Origin of the sequence: Methylorubrum rhodinum (genome assembly GCF_014199935.1) — a bacterium.
Taxonomy (GTDB): domain Bacteria; phylum Pseudomonadota; class Alphaproteobacteria; order Rhizobiales; family Beijerinckiaceae; genus Methylobacterium; species Methylobacterium rhodinum.
Genome location: NZ_JACHOP010000001.1, coordinates 446,825 through 461,600 on the forward strand (window position 1 = coordinate 446,825; position 14,776 = coordinate 461,600).

Annotated in this window: 10 protein-coding genes and 1 pseudogene; 7 read left to right on the forward strand and 4 right to left on the reverse strand. The window is 68.1% G+C overall.

What is annotated here, in order from left to right:
* The first annotated feature begins 39 nt into the window (after positions 1 to 39).
* A complete protein-coding gene (locus tag HNR00_RS02025; protein ID WP_183564009.1) occupies positions 40 to 1,902 on the forward strand; it encodes a DNA polymerase III subunit gamma/tau in 1,863 nt (620 codons plus the stop codon).
* A 139-nt stretch (positions 1,903 to 2,041) separates the two neighbouring features.
* Here the strand turns inward: HNR00_RS02025 and HNR00_RS02030 are convergent, their stop codons facing one another.
* Both HNR00_RS02030 and HNR00_RS02035 read right to left on the reverse strand, forming a co-directional pair.
* A complete protein-coding gene (locus HNR00_RS02030) occupies positions 2,042 to 2,317 on the reverse strand; it encodes a hypothetical protein (protein ID WP_312885987.1) in 276 nt (91 codons plus the stop codon).
* A 112-nt stretch (positions 2,318 to 2,429) separates the two neighbouring features.
* Positions 2,430 to 2,774, reverse strand: coding sequence for a hypothetical protein (locus tag HNR00_RS02035; RefSeq protein ID WP_183564015.1), 345 nt, complete (start codon positions 2,772 to 2,774; stop codon positions 2,430 to 2,432).
* Positions 2,775 to 2,971: 197 nt separating this feature from the next.
* Here HNR00_RS02035 and HNR00_RS02040 point away from each other — a divergent pair, with 197 nt between their 5' ends.
* The 3 genes from HNR00_RS02040 (at position 2,972) to HNR00_RS02050 (ending at position 4,221) form a co-directional block, all read left to right on the forward strand.
* The gene (locus HNR00_RS02040) at positions 2,972 to 3,295 is read left to right on the forward strand and encodes a YbaB/EbfC family nucleoid-associated protein (protein WP_183564018.1); all 324 of its coding nucleotides are present in this window, start codon (positions 2,972 to 2,974) and stop codon (positions 3,293 to 3,295) included.
* A gap of 117 nt (positions 3,296 to 3,412) precedes the next feature.
* Positions 3,413 to 3,772 carry a zinc metalloprotease gene (locus tag HNR00_RS02045; RefSeq protein WP_183564020.1) on the forward strand — a complete coding sequence of 120 codons (360 nt, stop codon included), beginning with the start codon at positions 3,413 to 3,415 and terminating at the stop codon, positions 3,770 to 3,772.
* Positions 3,773 to 3,873: 101 nt separating this feature from the next.
* Positions 3,874 to 4,221 (forward strand): hypothetical protein, encoded by a 348-nt coding sequence (locus HNR00_RS02050; protein WP_183564023.1) that lies wholly within the window; start codon positions 3,874 to 3,876, stop codon positions 4,219 to 4,221.
* Between the two features lie 87 nt (positions 4,222 to 4,308).
* Here the strand turns inward: HNR00_RS02050 and HNR00_RS02055 are convergent, their stop codons facing one another.
* On the reverse strand, positions 4,309 to 5,286 hold the full coding sequence (locus tag HNR00_RS02055; protein ID WP_183564026.1) for an alginate lyase family protein: 978 nt from the start codon (positions 5,284 to 5,286) through the stop codon (positions 4,309 to 4,311).
* Positions 5,287 to 5,644: 358 nt separating this feature from the next.
* Here HNR00_RS02055 and HNR00_RS02060 point away from each other — a divergent pair, with 358 nt between their 5' ends.
* Both HNR00_RS02060 and tnpA read left to right on the forward strand, forming a co-directional pair.
* Positions 5,645 to 5,896 carry a hypothetical protein gene (locus HNR00_RS02060; protein WP_183564029.1) on the forward strand — a complete coding sequence of 84 codons (252 nt, stop codon included), beginning with the start codon at positions 5,645 to 5,647 and terminating at the stop codon, positions 5,894 to 5,896.
* A 442-nt stretch (positions 5,897 to 6,338) separates the two neighbouring features.
* Positions 6,339 to 6,770 (forward strand): annotated as a pseudogene (gene tnpA / locus HNR00_RS02065) (IS200/IS605 family transposase).
* 330 nt (positions 6,771 to 7,100) lie between these two features.
* On the opposite strand, the gene HNR00_RS02070 reads toward tnpA, so the two are convergent.
* The gene (locus HNR00_RS02070; RefSeq protein ID WP_312885988.1) at positions 7,101 to 14,081 is read right to left on the reverse strand and encodes a choice-of-anchor I family protein; all 6,981 of its coding nucleotides are present in this window, start codon (positions 14,079 to 14,081) and stop codon (positions 7,101 to 7,103) included.
* Positions 14,082 to 14,514: 433 nt separating this feature from the next.
* Between HNR00_RS02070 and HNR00_RS02075 the strand changes: the two genes are divergently transcribed.
* Positions 14,515 to 14,712: a hypothetical protein gene (locus tag HNR00_RS02075; protein ID WP_183564036.1), complete on the forward strand. Its 198-nt coding sequence runs from the start codon at positions 14,515 to 14,517 to the stop codon at positions 14,710 to 14,712.
* Positions 14,713 to 14,776: the final 64 nt, after the last annotated feature.

A 14,776-nucleotide genomic window follows, 5' to 3' on the forward strand; every position in this document is an offset into this window, starting at 1 on the left:
GGCCCCGGCGGCCGGCCTTCCAAAAAATCCGATCGGCGCATGGACGAGACGCACGGCACGCTCCCCGACGCGCCGGGCCTGCCCGGCCTACCCGCCCCGGCGACGCCCTACCGGGTGCTGGCGCGCAAATACCGCCCCCAGACCTTCGACGACCTGATCGGCCAGGGCGCCATGGTGCGCACGCTGGCCAACGCCTTCGCGGCGGGCCGCATCCCCCAGGCCTGGATGCTGACCGGCGTGCGCGGCGTCGGCAAGACGACGACTGCCCGCATCCTGGCCCGCGGCCTCAACTATTTTCGCGATGGGCAGCCCGATACCGGACCGACGGTGACGATGCCGGAACTCGGGCGCCATTGCCGGGCGATCATGGAATCCCGGCACATGGACGTGCTGGAGATGGACGCGGCCTCGCATACCGGCATCGACGACGTGCGCGGGATCATCGACGGCATCCGCTACTCGCCGACCGAGGCGCGCTACAAGGTCTACATCGTCGACGAGGTCCACATGCTCTCGGAGAAGGCGTTCAACGCCTTCCTGAAGACGCTGGAGGAGCCGCCGCCCCACGCCAAGTTCGTGTTCGCCACGACGGAAATCCGCAAAGTCCCGGTCACGATCCTGTCGCGCTGCCAGCGGTTCGACCTGCGCCGGGTCGAGGCCGAGACGCTGTCCGCCCACCTCAAGAAGATCTGCGCCGCGGAAGGCGTGAACGCCGAGGCCGAGGCGCTGGCCGCCGTCACCCGCGCGGCCGAGGGCTCGGTGCGCGACGCGCTCTCGCTGCTGGATCAGGCCATCGCTCACGGCGCCGGCACGGTCACGGCGCAAAGCGTGCGCGACATGCTGGGGCTGGCCGACCGCGCCCGCATCGTCGATCTGTTCGAGGCGGTGATGCGCGGCGACGTGCCCGCCGCCTTCGCCGAGTTGCGGGCGCAGTACGATTCCGGGGCCGACCCGGCGGTGGTGCTCTCGGATCTGGCCGGCTTCACCCACCTCGTCACCCGCCTGAAGATCGTGCCGGACGCCGCCGCCGATCCGACCCTGAGCGAGGCCGAGCGGGTGCGCGGGGCCGACTTTGCCGCGCGGCTGCCGGTGCGCGCCCTGTCGCGGGCGTGGCAGATTCTGCTCAAGGCCCTGCCCGAGGTGCAGGCCGCGCCGCGCCCCCTGCCGGCGGCCGAGATGGTCATCGTGCGCCTCGCCTACGCCGCCGACCTGCCGACCCCGGACGAGGCCCTGCGCCGCCTGCGCAGCGACGAGTCGATTTCCGGTGGCCCGGCCCCGCAGGGCTCCGGCGGGTCCTTCTCCGGCGGATCGGGCGCGCGGGGGTCCGCGGCGCTCGCCCGCGAGAGCGCGCCGCTCGCCGCCCCGCGGGCGGCCGCCCCACCGCGCCCGGTGCTCGCTTCGGCCAACCCGGCCCCGGAGACCGCCCGCCCGGCCGCGGCCGCTGCGCCCCCCGGCCTGCGACTCGGGCGGTTCGAGGACGTGGTGGCCCAGGCCGAAGCGAAGCGCGACATCGCCCTCAAGGTGGCGCTCGAGCGCGACGTCCACCTCGTGCGCTTCGAGGAGGGCCGGATCGAGTTCCGCCTCGCGCAAGGCGGCCGGCCGACACTCGCCAACGATCTTGCCCGCGCGCTCGACGAGTGGACCGGCCGCCGCTGGATCGTGGCGCTCTCCAAGGACGAGGGCGGACCGACCCTCGCGCAGAATTCCCGCGCCGCCGAGCAGACCCGCCACGAGAACGCCGCCGCCCATCCCCTGGTGCGGGAGGTGATGGCCCGCTTCCCCGGCGCGCAGATCGTGGACGTGCGCGACAAGGCTGCTGCCGACGTGGGCCCCGCGACGGGCGTGGCGGCGGCCACCGGCCCGGTCGAGGCCGTGCCCGAGGAGCCCGAGGACGAGGGCTAGGTCCAGAACCCGAATAGCTGACCATACGAGGGACTGCTTCCGACCCTTCTCGGACCCTCGTGAGGTCACTTGCAGGCTGTTTGAGCGTAGGCGCGGCCTCACGGTAAGGTGCGGCGCATCCTCGACCCCGGAGCCTCCCTCAATCTATGACCTTGAGGTCGTTCACATTCACGTCGCCATCCTGGGTAGAGAAGCTCGGTGCCCGGCCGTTCGACTGGGAGACACCGCTGATTCGGTGGTCGCCGCTATCGTAGGTGGCCAGTTTGCCGTCGATCTCGACGAGGAGCCGCTGCTTATCGGGGAAGAACGCGTAGCGCATACCGTTCTGGCCACCGCTGGTAGAGGGCTGGCCGAGCTCCTGCGGCCACCATGGCTCCGAGCCTTTCATTGGCTCCATGGGCTTCATGGGTTCCATGGGCTTCATAGGCTCCATCGCGCTCGGTCCTCTGGCGGAATGTCTGAAGCCGACGCTACGCTTGAGGCGCCGAAAGGTTTCCCAGAAAACCAAGACGACGAAGTCTGCTGTTCTACCTGACGCTCCCACGGGCGCAGACCAAGGCAGTCGGTCCATTTACGACCGCGAGTTGACCGTCGAACGACTCGCTTGCCGCGATGGCCCGCGTGACCATTTCGCCCATCTCGGCCTGCCGTTGCGGGGTCATGCGGTCCGTGAAGTCTGCGAGCCCCCGAGGTTCGTTTGAGAGCGGGAAGCCCCAGAGATTGAGGAACGCGGCGTCGCCCCAGATGAGCTTGTCGCGCAGGTCCCAGCGCCACGTTCCCATGCGACCGTCTGTGACCGCGAGGCGATACCGCGCCTCACTCTCTGCGAGACGACGTTCGAGGTTGGCGATGGTGGCGCGTTCATCCATCATGCCATTGAACCCGGAGCGGAGATCAGGTGCAAACTAACGTCCGCTTCGGGGCGAAAGGCCAGGGACCGCTCCCCACCCTCGGCAGCCCTTCGCACGCTCGAACTGAGTTGGGTTGTGACCCCAGCCCTGGCGGCAGCGGGCGGCGACGCCTAAGTCAGCGGAGCGATCATTTCGAAGACGACCGGAGCGGACCGATCATGCGCGACCTCATGGGCATCATGAAGCAGGCCCAGGCCATGCAGGAGAAGATGGCCTCGCTCCAAGCCGAACTCGACACGGTCGAGGTACGAGGCGCCTCCGGGGGCGATGCCGTGAGCGTGCGGATGACCGCCAAGGGGCAGGTGCTCGGCGTCTCGATCGATCCGAGCCTGATGGTCGCCGACGAGCGCGAAATCCTCGAAGACCTGATCGTCGCCGCCTGCAACGACGCCCGCGGCAAGGCCGAGGCGACGGCGCAGGAGCGCATGGCCGAACTGACCAAGGGCCTGCCGCTGCCGCCCGGTATGAAGCTGCCGTTTTGACGGTCGGCTACGGCCGGCAAAAGACCCGCATCGTCATTGCTGTGGATGTTCAGCAATTCGTTGATCGCGGCGGGGTGACCAGTCGACGATCCGGTCGCGGGCTACCGTTGCGGCGATATGGCGCATGTCTTCGGCCACGAGATCGACCACGCGCTCGGCCTGAAACATCCCTTCGAGGGCGACGTGATCATCGACAGCGGTCTCGACGACACCGACCATACGGTGATGAGCTACAGCGGCGACGGCCCGAAGCTCGGCCCGATCGACATCGCCGCGATCCGCTCCCGTTACGGCGGCCCGGCCTCGGACGGGAGCCATGTCGCCGCCTGGTCGTGGGATGCCGCCACCGACACCCTGGCGCAGATCGGCGGCAATGGTGCCGACACGATCCGCGGCGTCGCGTCGGCGGACGTCACATACGCGGGGCGGGAGGCGACGACCCGCTCTCCGGCGGAGCCGGCAACGATACCTTTCTGATCGACGCGGCGCGCGACCGTGTCGTCGAGGCCAGGGGCGAGGGTCGCGACAAGGTCCTCGCCGCCGTCTCCTACACCCTCGCCGCCGGCTAGGAGGTCGAGGTGCTTCAGTTCGACGCTTCGGCGGAGACGGCCAGGCTCAGACTGCGCGCCAACGCCTTCGCCCAGACCCTGATCGGCAATTGCGACCGCATCGCCGATTTCGCATCCGAGGACACGATCCGACTGTCGAGGAGCATCTTCGCGGACCTCACCGCGGGGGGCCTCGCCGAGACCGCGTTCAAGAACATCAGCGCCGGGACGATCGATGCCGACGACCGCATCCTCTACTGGAAGACGACCGGCGACCTGTTCTACGACCCCGACGGCTCCGGCACGCGCGGGGCGGTGAAGTTCGCCGTTCTCGACAACAAGGCCGTGCTGACGGCCGCCGACTTCATCGTGGCGTGACACGTCCTCCTCCGCTGTCGGCGGCGACGTGCCCGCGAACGGCGGAAGAGGCACGGGCCACCCGGACGGGCGGGCGCCCCGGGGGCCTCAGCGGCAGCGGGAGAGGGCCTGCCGCAGGTTGGTGATGTTCCCGCCGAGCTTGTCCTCGAAGTAGTTCTGCGGCCCGCCCCCCTGGAGTGCGGTGACCGCCGGCATCGCCTTGGCCGGGAATTGCTCGCTCCCCGCCCGCGCGGCCAGGAATTGCGGGTCCTGTTGGATCGAACGCAGGAGGCCTCCGAGGCGCTGCAGCCGGTCCGCCTGTCCGGCATCGACGCCCCCGCGGCAGCTTTGGATCAGGCTGGTCGCGAAGAGCGGCATGGCGGCGAAGACGTGATAGCTGGAGGCCCGCGGCCCGCGCGCCAGTTCCTTCGGCAGGACGCCGTCCGGCTGGATCTGGTCGACCATCAGCGCCTGCCGTCCCATCGCCCAGCGCCACCCGTCGTCGTCGCGCAGGAGATAGGCCGTCGCGCCCACCGCGAGTGCGGCCCAGGCCGCGAGATTGTTCTTGAACTGCCGCGCATCCTGATACGCGCGGACTCCATCGCTGACGGTGCGGAACCAGCGCTCGACCTCGGGCGAGAGGCGCGCTCCGCCGGCACGCGCCTTGATCGTCGCCAGCGCGATCGCGGAGAGGAACCATTGCTGCTGCAGCGTGGCCTGTCCCGAGAGGGTCTCGGTCATCGGCGCTGTCTTGACCCATTTGGTCATCGTCGTCCCGAAGCACTCCGCGGCGCCCACGTCGCCGCCCATCGCGGCATCGGCGAGGCGCTCGATATCCACGATGAAGCCGTTGATCCCGGCATTGGCCGCCTCGTTGAACGCCGCGTTGTCCTTGCTCTTGGCGTTCGATCCGGCCTGATAGGGGCTGCGGGCATCGAGCGCGGCGGCGGTCTGCGGCGGCTCCGGGCAGCCTGCGCGCGCAGCGGCCTCCCGGGGCGACAGGACGGACAGGGTCGCGGCCAGGGCGAAAGACGCGACCGAGATGCGGCCGAGCCGATATCCGGCAGTTCCGTGCGAGTCGATCATCGTCCCAAGGTCTCCGTGGCTCCCCTGAAGCCGAGGATTAGTCCGCCCGAGCTGAACGTGCGATGGCGAACCGGATCGCTCACGGGAACGGGAAGTCGCGCACCGGACCGGCGCGGTCCGGCATGCTCGCCGCAACCGCCGCCCCGATATCGCACCTGGGAGCATGCGGTGACGGGTTGTGGCGCGGGCGACACGGCCGACGTGAAAACGCGAGGCGCACCGAGCACATCGGCCGATCAGATGATTTCCGGTGCGCCTTCAGTAACTTGCCCTGCCCTACCGTCGCACGGCTGCGGCTCGCCCCCGACACCGGGGTCGAGCCCGACCTCGAACGCCGTCGCGGCCGGGAATTGGCGTCATGGCTTCCTACCCGTCGCGTCGCCGCGACCGGCCGATGCGGGCCTATGTCATCCGTGTCTACGAGCCGGTCGGCAACGGCGCGCCGGGCGACCGCTTCGCCGTCCTGGCCACCGATTCCGGTGACGCCCTAGCGGCGATGATCGCCGGCCTCGCCCCTAGCGCCATCGCCGAGGTCACCGACGAAGTGCTCGACCCGTCGGCCGCCGCCGGTCTCGGGCTCGAACCCAGGCGCCCCGTACGTCTCGCCTGACGGCCTTCCGATGCGGCGGCTGCGCCAAACGAACTGATCACGGCTTGCCGACGCCGCTGCGACCGGATCCGACTCGGCTCCCGCAGCTCAGTTCCGTACCCCTCACGACCCGTTCGATCTGCTTCCCTGCAATCGACCCGGCGATCCGTGATCCGATGCCCCGCGAGGCGCCGGCGTCAGAAACCCGACCGTACGGATCGAGAGGAACGCTTGGAGTGCGGAGGATTTACACGGGATCGGGATATGAAATGGTGCTGCGAGAGAGGATTGAATTCTGGCGAAATGCAAACTTGTCAATAGAATAACAGCTCGATATATGAACTAATTCCAAAGGGATTTCTCCCGGCTTTGCCGGGGAGGCAGTAACAGTTTGACGTTTTCTGCAGGTTCCATCGAAAACTTCGTCTCGTGAGCCGCCAAGCACACGGAAAGATTCTCAACGATGGACGAGTTCTAGAATTCAAGCCACACCAAGTGGACGTGCAAATATCATGTCGTGTTCATCCCGAAGGGACGTAGAAAAGCCCGTTACGAGACCCTTCGGCCCTATCTCGGTGAGGTGTTCCGTACCCTGGCGCAGCAGAAAGAAAGCCGGATCGAGGCAGGACACCTTCCGGCCGATCACGTGCACATGACGATCACGATCCCACCCAAATACGCCGTGTCCCAAGTGGTCGGCTACATCAAGGGCAAGAGCGCCATCCATCTCGCGCGCGTCTATGGCGAGCGAAAGCGTAATTTTGTCGGGCGACACTTCTGGGCCAGAGGCTGCTTCGTCTCGACGGTGGGTCGAGACGAAACCGTGATCCGAGCCTACACCAAGAAACAGGAGCAGGAGGATCAGCGTCGGGAGCAACTGAACCTCTGGCGCTGACAGCCACCGGCAGGTGGCCACACCCCTGGGACCGCGTCAGCGATCCCCGCGGCCGCTTGGAGCGGCCCAAATCATAAAGCCTCCGGCTTTGCCGGGAGTTACTGACTCCTGCTTCAAGCAAATCCATGAGCAATTCATCGGTGCCTTCGTCGACTTTGTCGAAGACGTCGAAAGCAACGACCCGGCCGCGGCGTATTGGGCCGCGCAGAGTTACTCCGCGGCCGTCACGCGATGGCTGAGCCTCGCGTACGACTCGAACATATGAGCTGTTTGAGAACTGTCGGTCGATCGGCCGAGGCGAGTGTCGTGTCGCCTCGGCCGAGACGAAGCTCACGCGACGAGGAAGTCGTCCACGCTCAGCGTGGACCGGTTGGCGAGGGTGGCGAACCGCACCGCCGCGCCCGAGCCCGAGCCGTCCGCGTCGTAGGACAGGGCGCCCGACGCGCTGTCGTAGAGGATGCGGTCGCTCGCATCGACCGTCCCGCCCGCGCCCACGTCCTTGAACGCGTCGGCGTCGAGTTCGCCCGCGGTGAGCGCGGTGAAGATCGGGCCCGACAGCTGGATCATGTCACCGTTCGAGAAGTCGACGATGGTGTCGACATTGCCGTTGTCGAGCGCGGTCGAGAACACGAAGGTGTCGTCTCCGCCCCGTCCGGTAAGGCGGTCGGCCCCGGCACCACCGTCGAGGACGTTGGCGCCGTTGTTGCCGACCAGGCTGTTGGCGAAAGCGTTGCCGGTGAGATTGAAGCTTCCGGTCGTCGCTGCCAGAAGCTGCAGCCCCTCGATCTCCTGACCTGCGGCGAGGGTGTAGCTTGTGGAGGCGAACACCGTGTCTCTGCCTGCGCCCACGGCCTCGATCACCTGATCGCCCGCGTTGTCGACGATGTAGCTGTCGTTGCCGCCGCGCCCGGTAAGGCGGTCGACGCCGGCCCCGCCGTCGAGGACGTTGGCGCCGTTGTTGCCGACCAGGCTGTTGGCGAACGCGTTGCCGGTGAGGTCGAAGTCGCCGGTGGTCGCGGCCAGCAGCTGGAGACCCTCGATCTCCTGGCCCGCCGCGACGGTGTAGCTCGTGAAGGAGAAGACCTTGTCTATGCCTGCACCCGCGGCCTCGATCACCTGATCGCCCGCATTGTCGACGATGTAGCTGTCGTTACCGCCGCGGCCGGTGAGGCGGTCGACGCCATCACTGCCGTTGAGGACGTTGCTGCCGTTGTTGCCGACCAGGGTGTTGTCGAACGCGTTGCCGGTGAGATTGAAGTCGCCGGTAGTCGTGGCCAGCAACTGCAGTCCTTCGATCTCCTGGCCTGCCGCGAGGGTGTAGCTCGTGAAGGAGAAGACCTTGTCTCCGCCGCCGGCGGCGGCCTCGATCACCTGATCACCGGCATTGTCGACGATGTAGCGGTCGTCGCCAGCCCCGCCGACGAGGCGGTCGCGACCCGTGCCGCCATCGAGCAGATCCTTGCCGCTGCCGCCCAGCAGCAGATCGTTGCCGGCGAAGCCAAGGACGACGTCGTCGCCCGCCGCGCCGTCGAGCCGGTCGGCGGCCGCCGAGCCGCTATAGGTCGCCGAGACCGCCGCGGTGACCTCGAGCGAGACCTCGAAGCCGCGGGCGGCGCCACCCTCGGCATAGCCGAGGGCGAGCGTCTGACGGCCGGTCGGGGCATCGTCGGCCACCGAGTAGGTCAGCGCCGCGAGCTGCGCCGCGGTCAGCGTGTCACCGACCGCGACGACCGCATCGCCGAGGCGCAGCGTGCCGGCCTCGGGCAGGTCGGTCACGGTGTAGGTGACGCCCGCCGCGCCCGGCGGGTCGATCGAAAGCGGCGTCTCGAACGCGCCCTGCTCGACGGAGACGGTCGGGTCGGATCCCTGCAGAACGGTGTCGTTGCGCACATCGAGGTTCTGGATGCGCTCGTCCTGGGTCTGGTTGGTGTCGCGCTCGCCGAAGGGCGTGTCGCGGTAGAAGGCCGAGAGGTACTCGGCCAGTGCGTCCTGCTCGGTGCCCTCGGCGGCGAAGTTCGCCACCTGGCCGGCATCGGAGACCGCGGCGGGATCGAGCGCCACCACGTTGGCGAAGCTCGGATCGGCCGCGACGAAGTCGTCGAACGGGTAGCCGTCGCCGCCGGTGACGAGGAAGCTCAGCGTCACGACGCGGATGGCGGTGGGAGCGCCGGCCACGACCGCACCGTCCTCGACGAGGGCGCGGGTCGGATTGCCGGCCTCGTCGATGAGGGCGGCCGAGACGACCCGCTCACCCGCCGGCCGGTCGGCATCGTAGCTGAAGCTGATGCCGCCGATCTGGGCGAACTGGCCCGGCGTAGCGCCCGGGGCCGTGGCCGCGACCGCGTGCTCCAGCACCGCGAGGAGCTGTTCCGGGGTCAGGGTGACCAGCGAGAGCGCGTTGTTGAAGCGCAGCGAGTTGGCGATGTCGAGTTGCGAGACGTCGCCCTCGGCCTTACCGGCCTCCGGGTTGGCCGCCGGGGGCAACTCCGCGGGGTTGGCCGGATCGGCGCTGATGGCGCCGATCGAGTCGCGGATGCCGCCGCCGTTCTTGATCGAGACCAGAACGGTGTCGTCGGCCTTTTGCGCGTACCAGAGGTTGGCGTCCGCCGAGAGGTTGCCGAGGTTGGTCTCCTCGGTGCGCACCTCGCCGCGGCGGCCCTCCAGATAGACCGAGGTCTTGCCGAAGATGTTGGCGTCCTGCCCGTTGATGACCGCGCCGACGCCCTCGGCGATGTCGTTCACGAGGTCGCCGCGGGTGCCCTCCGCGAACGGATCGGTATCGACCGTGCCGTCGCCGTCGATATCGATCGGGTTGGCGTAGAGGTCGTCCACCGCCTTGTCGGTCGTGGCGTAGGCGCCGTTGAGGCTCGGGTCGAGGCTGTCGGCGATGATGTCGCCGTTCTCGTCGAACTCGACCACGAGGCGGCCGACATAGGAGTATTCGTTCGCCGTGTTGACGATGACGGTGGTCTTGCCGTCGGCGTTCGTCGTGACGAAGGGGTAGGTCTCGGCGGCCGTGTCGCCGGGCTGGAGGCCGCGGGCCACGTCGTCGGCATCGGCCATCAGCGTGTGCGAGCCGCCGGCCACGATCACATCCACGCCCTTCAGCAGCGGCGCCAGCGCCTTCTCCAGCGACAGCTGCTGCAGGTGGGAGACGAGGACGATCTTGTCGATGCCCTGGGCAATGAGCGCGTCGATGGTCGGCTGGAGCACCGCGGCGAGCGCCGCCATGTCGTCGGCGTTCGGGCCGATCACCTCGACGCCGCCGGTCGAGGAGATGCTCTGGACGATCTGCGTGGTGGCGCCGACGATGCCGATCTTCTCGCCGTTTTCGGTGATGATCGTGGCCGGCGCGATCTTTTTGTTGTTTGCGCCCACGCCGACGGCGGGCGGGAAGCCGGTATAGTCGGCGGCATCCCGGATATCGCTGGTGTAGAGCCCGCGCAGGTTGGCGTCGCCCGAGAAGTCGAGGTTGGCCGAGAGGTAGGGGAACTGCGCCCCGGGGAAGCCCGTGGTCTGGCGCATGATGTTGGCGAGCGCGTTGGTGCCCGCGTCGAACTCGTGGTTGCCGATCGCCGAGGCCTGGATGCCGATGATGTTCAGCATCGAGATGTCGGCGGTGCCGAAGCCGGGGGTGATGTTGAGCGTGCCGGCAGCCAACCCGTAATGGGTCTCGAGCGCGGTCTCGTAGACCTCCTTGAGCGAGGCGTCGCTGCCGGCGGCGAAGAACGGGCTCGGCAGGAAGTTGTCGCCCGAGGACAGCGTGATCGAGTTGGCCTCGGTGTCCTCGAGGTAATCGACGATCGCGGCGAAGTTGCCGGCGCGATCGACGGCATCCAGCCCGGCCTCGAAGTCGGAGGCGTGCAGGATCTGCAGGCGGTAGGGCGTGGTCTCGGGTAGATCGACCTCGTAGGCGGTCACCGTGCCGCTGACCTCGTTGGCGACCAGCAGCACGCCGGTGCCGGTCGGGCTCTCGGTGGCCGGCACGTACTTGACGACCTCGGGCGCCTTGTCGCCCTCGGCGGGGGCGAGGTACTTCACGTAGGCCGGGTCGGCCGGGTTGGTGACGTCGTAGATCATCACGCCGCCCTGGCGCTCCAGGCCGACGAAGGCGTAGGTCTTGTCGCCGATCGTCGCGACGTCGATGCCCTCGGGTTCGCCCGCCTTGTTGTCCGAGCGGGTGTCGAAGCTGACGCCGTCGCTCTCGCCGTTCTGGTTGAACACCGTGCCGGCGTCCGGCAGCGAGGCGATGATTTTCTCGAATTCGCCGCCGGTGTCGGACACCTTGGTGATGGTGCCGTCGGCGTTCTGGCGAAAGATCGACATGCCGCGGCCGCCGAAGGTGACAATCTCCTCCACGCCGGGCTGCGTCGGGTCGGTGTCGCCGTCGATGTTCGAGACGGTCAGGCGGCCGGCGTAATCCTCGCTCTTGAGCGCGGCTTCCTGGCTCCCGAACACCGCGTCGTTCAGGTCGATGGCGCTGAGACGCGACTCGTCCGAGCCGTCGACCCGCGAATCGCCCTCGTTGGCGGTGGCGAAGTAGGTGACGCCAGCCACGGTCCAGGTCGAGACCGCGTCGGGCATCAGGAGGCCCTTGATGGGCGCCGCGACGATGTTGATCTTGCCCTGGCTGTCGGAGCCGGTGCCGGGCCCGTCGCGGTCGGAATAGTCGGCCTCGTTGCCGGCGAGCGCGTGATCGACATGGCCGAGCGGCAGGATCGAGAGCAGCACCGGGCTGGTGCCGGTGATGTCGTAGGTCGCGACCGCGTTGTTCTCCTGCAGCGTCACGTAGGCGCGCGTGCCGTCCGCCGAGACGTCGATGTATTCGGGCTCCAGGCCGGCCGAAGCCGACAGGCCCTCGAAGATGCGCACACCGGCCGCGCGCAGGCCGTCCTCGGAGCCGTCGAGGGCGGAGAAGCCGGTGGTCGAGACGGTGGCGTTGGCGGCCCCGTTCGAGAGGTCGATCAGCGAGACCGAGCCGGCCGATTCGACCTCGCCGTCATCGGGATTCTCGCCCTCGTTGGCGACGAGCAGCTTGGTGCCGTCGGGGGTGAAGGTCAGCATGTCGGGCAGCGAGCCGACGGTGAGCGTCTTGATGAGGGCGCCCGTGGCGGTCGAGAACAGGGCGACCGTGCCCGGATCGGACTTCACCGGTGCCTCGATCGCGACCGCGAGCACGCCGTTGGCGACCGCGACCGAGTTCATGCCGCTCTCGGAGGTGTAGCCCGAGACCAGCGTCGCCACGTCGATCTCGCCGGTCTTGGCGGGCGTCGTCGGATCGGCGAGGTTCACGATCTCGATCCGGTCGGTGACGTTGTTCATCACGAACAGACGGTCGCTCGACGCCTCGAAGGCGACGACTTCGGCCGAGCCGCTCCCTGAGCCGGTGGCGTAGGTGCCGAGCAGGCGGGTCACGAGGGTCTCGGTCGCGACTGGCGTCGTGGTCGAGCCGGTCAGCGTCGAGTCGCCTTCCTCCAGGATCGCGACGCCGTTCACGACGGCGGCGGGAACGACGAGGCTCGCGAGCAGCGGATCGTGGTCGCTGGTCTGGTCGGCGAATTCGGCGTTGATGTGCACGATGTCGAACTCCGCTCCCTGCCGCAGGCCGCCCGTGACCAGGATGTGGTCGAGCGTCTGGGAGTTGCCCTCAAAAACGTAGTCGTACCGCTCGGCCTCAGGCAGCGAGTCCATGAGGTCGGAGAGAATGGCGGTGCCGCCCGGCGTGTAGGTGGCCGCGGCGTCGATCGGGTCGTCGCCCGGCACGGAATAGTCGGTGAGGCTCGCCTCGCCCTTCAGGACGCTCAGCGGCTGCTCGCCGGGGAACTCGTTGAGGTCGCCAACGACCATGACCTTGGCGCTCGCGTCCTGCGCCAGGAGCCGGTCGACGAAGCCGTTGACGGCCTGGGCTTGCGCCGCGCGCTGGACCTCGCCCGCATTGAAGGGCGGCTGGTCGGATCCGAGCAGGGGAGCGCTGCCGCCCTTCGAAGTGAAGTGGTTGTTGACCACCGTTACGGTCTGGCCGTTGAAGGTGAAGTCGGCGGCGAGCGGCGGGCGCGAGCCGTAGAAGGGGTTTTGCGGGTCGGTCTGCTGGCTCGTGTCCGTGGCTTTGAGCGGGCTGCCGTCGGCTCCGACCGTACGCAGCGAGTCGTCGACGAGGCTCACCCGGTCGGTGCGGTAGACGAAGGCGGTGCGGATATTGCCGCCGGGCTCGCCGCCGTTGGTGTCGTCGCCGATGAACGGGTTGTCGATATAGGCGTAGGTCACGCCCGCGGGCGCCGCCGCGTTGAGGGCGTCCACCAGCGCCTGGAGGGTCGCTCCGGCGCTGGTCAAACCCGTGTTCGTCGGGCCGTTGCCGTCCTGCACTTCCTGGAGTGCGACGATGTCGGCGGCGTTGAGGGCGCCGAGGATCTCGGAGGCGACCCGCTCGAACCGGGCGGTGCCGTCGGTCGGGTCGAGGTTCTCGGCGTTGTAGCTCGCTACGAGCAGGCGGCTCGCATTACCGAACAGCGCCCCGTCCTCACGCACGAGGGAGCTTGGCTCGGCCACCGTGAAGGCCTGTGTGGCGCTGACCTGATAGTTGCCGAATTCGTAGGTGACGATGCCGGTCACGTCCGAGAGCTGGTCGCCGACATTCACGGCCGGCGTGGTGAAGCCGCGCAGCAGGCCGGAATCATCGTCGATCTGGATACGCTCGGGGTTGAAGTCGCCTCCGGCCGTATCGGTGTCGCCGAAGGCCGGCGTGCCGAGATCGGTCAGCAGGTTGCCGCGCCCCGTCAGCCCGGTCGCGCTCGCGCCGTTGGTGGCGTCGCCGTCGTCGACGACCGTGAAGATCTCGCCGAAGCTGTTGGTCGGGCCGGTGGCGACGGGCGCCTTGACCGTCACCAGCATGCCTTCCAGACTCTCGAAGAAGGCCGCGCCGTCGCTGAGGCTCTCGGTCGGCGGGAGCAGTCCGCCCGTGCCGCCGATCTGTACGGCGGTGATGTCGGGGGCCTGATCGGCCTGGGCCAGGATCTGCACCGAGCCCGCGGCGGTCGCGGTGAGCTGCGTCGTCGAGAGGCTGCGGGGCGCGGCACCGCTCGGTGTGAACTCGGAGACCTGTCCGGTGGCCTCAACGAGTTGGCCGACCACGACGGCGGGCGCCGTGCGGGTGAAGACGAACACCGCGTCCGAGGTCGCGGCATCGCCATCGCCCGTCGGGTCCTGGAGGTAGAAGCCGTTCGAGTCGATCGCGGTGACGACGCCGCTCGTCGTCACCGTCTGCCCGGCGAGCATCGAGACCGCGCCCGAACCCTGAATTTCGTAGGTGCGCACGAGCATCATCCCCCTGGAGCTGCAAGATTAGCCGGCCATCAGATTGATTTAGCTTCTGTAGATCTCGCAAATTCCCAGGTAAAATTGTTTATAATGCGCACGATCTCCGACGCACGACTGCGCCGTGTCGTTCATAATTCGGAACTTTGTATCATCCAAACACCGCTTAACCAGCGGATGATGACAGGCATGTGAATTGCGATGCTCAAGGCTGCCGGATCAGCGGCTTTCGAGCCAGCCGAACAAGGGGGTCGCAACTGCTCCCTCAGCTTGTTTGTAGGCTCCGTCTTGCGGAGGTTCTCCCGGCCGCCCTGGTTGCCTGGTGACCGGAGCGAAACATCGTGAGATCGGCGTCGCGTCGAGGCGCCTCCGACCAACCAAGCGATGGCTGCGGCAGCGCGGGGCCTGGGGTGAACGGCGCGTCGCCGACGTCGTGAAGCTGGCGTTCGACCTGGAACGTCACGCCCGTCACTTCGGCGGAACGCTGGCGCTCATCAAGAGACAGTTCTTCGGAGAAGTGGCTATGGGCGAGCCGACCGCCGTGCATCTCGGCGACGGCGGCGTGAAGGGTGTGCTCGGCAAGCTTCCGGTTCGATCCAAAGCGCAACGCGGAGTTCGGTCTTCCCGATGATGGGCCGGAGGTCGGTGGGCACGACGATCCGCGCATCGAACGCGTCGTCGCGTTGGGTCAGGTG

Bases quoted from the DNA above. Each gene is read 5' to 3' on its own strand.
- HNR00_RS02040 (WP_183564018.1), top strand. From the start codon at position 2,972: ATGCGCGACCTCATGGGCATCATGAAGCAGGCCCAGGCCATGCAGGAG.
- HNR00_RS02025 (WP_183564009.1), top strand. From the start codon at position 40: ATGGACGAGACGCACGGCACGCTCCCCGACGCGCCGGGCCTGCCCGGC.
- HNR00_RS02030 (WP_312885987.1), bottom strand. From the start codon at position 2,317: ATGGAACCCATGAAGCCCATGGAGCCAATGAAAGGCTCGGAGCCATGG.
- HNR00_RS02060 (WP_183564029.1), top strand. From the start codon at position 5,645: ATGGCTTCCTACCCGTCGCGTCGCCGCGACCGGCCGATGCGGGCCTAT.
- HNR00_RS02055 (WP_183564026.1), bottom strand. From the start codon at position 5,286: ATGATCGACTCGCACGGAACTGCCGGATATCGGCTCGGCCGCATCTCG.
- HNR00_RS02045 (WP_183564020.1), top strand. From the start codon at position 3,413: ATGGCGCATGTCTTCGGCCACGAGATCGACCACGCGCTCGGCCTGAAA.
- HNR00_RS02035 (WP_183564015.1), bottom strand. From the start codon at position 2,774: ATGATGGATGAACGCGCCACCATCGCCAACCTCGAACGTCGTCTCGCA.